Consider the following 2,656-nt stretch of genomic DNA (forward strand, 5'->3'; position numbering starts at 1 on the left):
CAGCGATATCGATGCCCAGGATGCCGAGCGCTACGACGTCGACTCGCGGCTGAAGGATCATGACTCGCCGGAAGCGCTCGCCATGCGCGATGAGATCGAGCACACGGTGGCTGTTGCGCTGGAGGAGCTGCCGGAGGATCTGCGTACCGCACTCATTCTGCGCGAGCTCAAGGGGCTGACGTATGAAGAGGTGGCACAGGCGATGGGCTGCCCGATCGGAACGGTGCGCTCACGCATCTACCGCGCCCGCGAGGCCGTCGACAAGCACCTCTCGCCGTTGCTTAGGTAAGCTCAAGTGCAATCGCTGTACGTCATGCGCGGGTGGGGTCTGCCCGCGCGCTGCGATGAGCGGCAAGTAAAACGCCCCCCAGGGCCAAGGCGTCGAAAACCGGGCTCCAGCACGCCAACGGCCCTGGAGTGGCGCATTCCAGCGTTCATCATCCCGTAACAAGCGGCGGATATCTTTACGCGAAAGGAAATCCAACGGATGAGGAGACACCATGCAAGACTGGATGCGCGCACTTGCCACCCACTACGAGCGCACCCGGGCGCGTCACCCGGAGGATTCGCTGCTGATCGTGTTCGATATCGACGGCACCATCCTCGATACGCGCTATCTGCTGCTCTACCTGCTGCGATCCTACGACCGCCACTACGAGACCCGGTATTTCGTGGATCTGACGCTGGAGGAGTTGACCGTCCATGAAAACCTCCTCCACCGGCAACTGCAACGTCACGGCATCCCGGCCGAGCGAATTGCGCACATCGAGGCCTTCTACCGCCGCCACCGCTGGTCCTCCAAGGCCGTGTGGGAGGCCCATCGGCCCTATCGAGGCGTGCTGGAGATCATTCGGTGGTTTCAAATGCAATCGCACACCCAGGTTGGGCTGAACAGCGGCCGCCCGGAGGGGCTGCGCCTGGCCACGCTGCGCTCTCTCAACGCCTTGGGTGCGCCGGCCGGTGTGCGCTTTCGCAGCGAGCTGCTCCACCTCAATTCCGATCCGGCCGGAGGCGATATCGCCAAGGCGAAAACAGCAGGCATCCGTGCCTTTCGCGCCGCCGGTTATCGCGTGGTCGCCGTTATCGACAACGAGCCCGCGGACCTCGCGGCTGTCACCGCCCCCGATCCGGCCGCCGATATCCTGCCCCTGCACGCCACCACGTTGTTCGAGTCGAAACGCATGCTCAGCCCGCAAGGCACGGTACGCGGCCGTCGCTACGACATCACCGCACTGATCGCCGGGCGCAAGCTGACCCAAGCCGGCGTGGCGATGCGCACGAAGAGCGGTGGCGCAGACTTTTAACGCACCAGCGGCGCGCCAAGGGCGTGATGCTCGAGAGCACTGCACCCCGAGCGAAAAAGGGCTCCCCCGCTTCCGCCGCGCCATTGAACTCCGGTGATTGGCGCGGGTCGAATCGCAAACGGCGTCCGGATTCTTGGCGTCCAGACAAGCGCCCTGCCGGAAGATGGAAGGCCGATCAGTGGTGGCTACAAGTGATAGTGCTTGCTCTCTAGTTTTGACCGCGAGTTCACCCGGTCGGCATCGATGAGCCCAGGGACGCGCTATGCCGCAGATCTTTCGCCCGCGGGCGAATGACTTGGTTTTCGTGATCATCGCCGGCCTGGTGATCACCGTGCTGGGGATCGCCGCCATCGGTTGGGGGCTCAGCCGCTCGCCTTATGTGACCGGCGTCGGCTTCACCCCGCAGCAGCCGGTCCCATTCAGTCATAAGCATCATGCCGGGGGGCTCGGGATCGACTGCCGGTATTGTCATACCAGCGCCGAAAAATCCGCCTTCGCTGGCGTGCCGCCTACCCACACCTGCATGACCTGCCACTCCCAGCTTTGGACCAACGCGCAAATGCTCGCCCCGGTACGCGTTAGCCTGAAGCAAAACAAGCCGCTGCATTGGCGCCGAGTGACCGATTTGCCCGACTTCGTGTATTTCAATCACAGCATGCACGTGAACAACGGCATCGGTTGCGAATCCTGCCACGGCCGCGTCGACCGGATGGCGCTTATGAGACAGGCGAAACCCCTGACCATGGCCTGGTGTCTGAGCTGTCATGCCGACCCGGCGCCTCACCTGCGGCCACCGGATAAGATCACGGCGATGGGCTATGCCCCCAATCCGCACGGGCGATCGGCACAAGCGCTGCTACGGCTCTATGAAATCGATACCGATCATCTGGTCGAGTGCTACACATGTCATCGATGAAGCGAACGGACCCAGAACGTCGATGCGGCACTCCCGAGATCCGAGAGCAACTGGATGAGCTTGACCGGACCGGGGCGCTCGATCGTCTGCTCGCCGAGGCGTTTCCGCGCTTCGATGCCCTCTGGCAGGCGCGGATCAATCGGCGTGACACGCTCAAATTGATGGCCGCGAGCCTCGCTTTGGGAGGACTGGGCGGCTGCGGCGGCCCCCCGCCCGAGGAGATCGTTCCCTACGTCAATCGACCCGAGCACCTCGTCCCGGGCAGGCCGCGCTACTACGCCACGGCGAGCGTCATCGCCGGCTACGCGCACGGTCTGCTGGCGGAAAGCCACGAGGGCCGCCCCACCAAAGTGGAGGGCAACCCGCGGCACCCGGCAACGCTTGGCGCCTGCGATGTCTTCTCTCAGGCCTCCGTGCTCTCGCTCTACGACCCGGA

3 protein-coding genes and 1 pseudogene are annotated in these 2,656 nt (G+C 64.0%); all 4 read left to right on the forward strand.

Annotated elements, in window-relative coordinates; all coding sequences use genetic code 11:
* A partial coding sequence (locus tag AC52Q4_RS12230) for a sigma-70 family RNA polymerase sigma factor (RefSeq protein WP_495535694.1) occupies nucleotides 1–289 on the forward strand: 289 nt, incomplete at its 5' end.
* Nucleotides 290–500: 211 nt separating this feature from the next.
* Complete coding sequence (locus AC52Q4_RS12235) at nucleotides 501–1,304, forward strand: HAD family hydrolase (protein ID WP_495537079.1); 804 nt, start codon at nucleotides 501–503, stop codon at nucleotides 1,302–1,304.
* Nucleotides 1,305–1,566: 262 nt separating this feature from the next.
* Nucleotides 1,567–2,220, forward strand: coding sequence for a cytochrome c3 family protein (locus AC52Q4_RS12240; RefSeq protein WP_495537080.1), 654 nt, complete (start codon nucleotides 1,567–1,569; stop codon nucleotides 2,218–2,220).
* Nucleotides 2,217–2,656 (forward strand): annotated as a pseudogene (locus AC52Q4_RS12245) (hypothetical protein); the annotation flags it as partial. The gene AC52Q4_RS12240 and the pseudogene AC52Q4_RS12245, both read left to right, overlap by 4 nt.

The organism is Nitrococcus sp. (assembly GCF_059432795.1).